Origin of the sequence: Dechloromonas denitrificans (assembly GCF_001551835.1) — a bacterium.
GTDB lineage: Bacteria > Pseudomonadota > Gammaproteobacteria > Burkholderiales > Rhodocyclaceae > Azonexus > Azonexus denitrificans.
In genome coordinates this window covers 1-267 of record NZ_LODL01000017.1, presented here as the reverse complement: position 1 = coordinate 267, position 267 = coordinate 1, and the positions used below count along the sequence as shown (strand labels likewise).

The following is a 267-nucleotide window of genomic DNA, read 5'->3' as shown; positions in this document are numbered from 1 at the left end:
CCAGGCCGGCAAGGCCGGCATCGCGCATGTCGCCGGCAAGAATCTGCAATACGCCACTGGTGAAACCCTGACTTTCGCCAGCGGCGAGGACAGCAATTTCGCCATCGCCGGCCGGACGAGAATCCACAGCGGCCAGGCCATCGGCCTGCTCGCCGGCGCGATCAAGGCGGGCGACGGCAACACCGGTCTCAAACTGATCGCCGCCCGGGACGACATCGACCTGCAGGCACAGAGCGACGAGATGAAGTTCCTGGCCAGGAAGGACGT

1 protein-coding gene is annotated in these 267 nt (G+C 65.5%); it reads left to right on the top strand.

Annotation, left to right across the window (positions count from 1 at the left end; all coding sequences use genetic code 11):
• Window positions 1-267, top strand: a 267-nt coding sequence (locus AT959_RS07785; RefSeq protein ID WP_157651246.1) for a DUF2345 domain-containing protein, incomplete at both ends; no start/stop codon positions are given.